The 243-nt window shown below is 69.1% G+C and carries 1 protein-coding gene; it reads right to left on the bottom strand.

Annotated elements, in window-relative coordinates; all coding sequences use genetic code 11:
• The coding region (locus tag AAEY83_RS17865) for a hypothetical protein (RefSeq protein WP_351061360.1) at window positions 1-225 on the bottom strand (225 nt) is incomplete at its 3' end.
• Between the last annotated feature and the right edge of the window lie 18 nt (window positions 226-243).

Below are 243 nucleotides of genomic sequence, written 5' to 3'. Positions count from 1 at the left end.
GACCGGCTCTGCGCATTCGGCAGCGGCGAGAATCAACCGCGCCACTGGACGCGCCAGGTCTTGCAATCCGGCCCCGGCGCGGCCGATGCACTCCTGATCCTTGACCTGCCAGACCCGCGTGGCCGGGCGCTCGCCCAAGGCTGCAGCAAAGCGCCGGCCGAGTTCGCCGCCACCGCTGCGGCTGTCCGGCAGCAACCAGTGACGCGGGTTGAATTGGTTATCCACAGCGCGCAAACCCTGCAC

The organism is Psychrobacter sp. TB20-MNA-CIBAN-0197 (assembly GCF_040309765.1).
In the GTDB taxonomy this organism is placed as follows: domain Bacteria; phylum Pseudomonadota; class Gammaproteobacteria; order Pseudomonadales; family Moraxellaceae; genus Psychrobacter; species Psychrobacter submarinus.
This window is presented reverse-complemented; position numbering and strand designations above follow the sequence as displayed.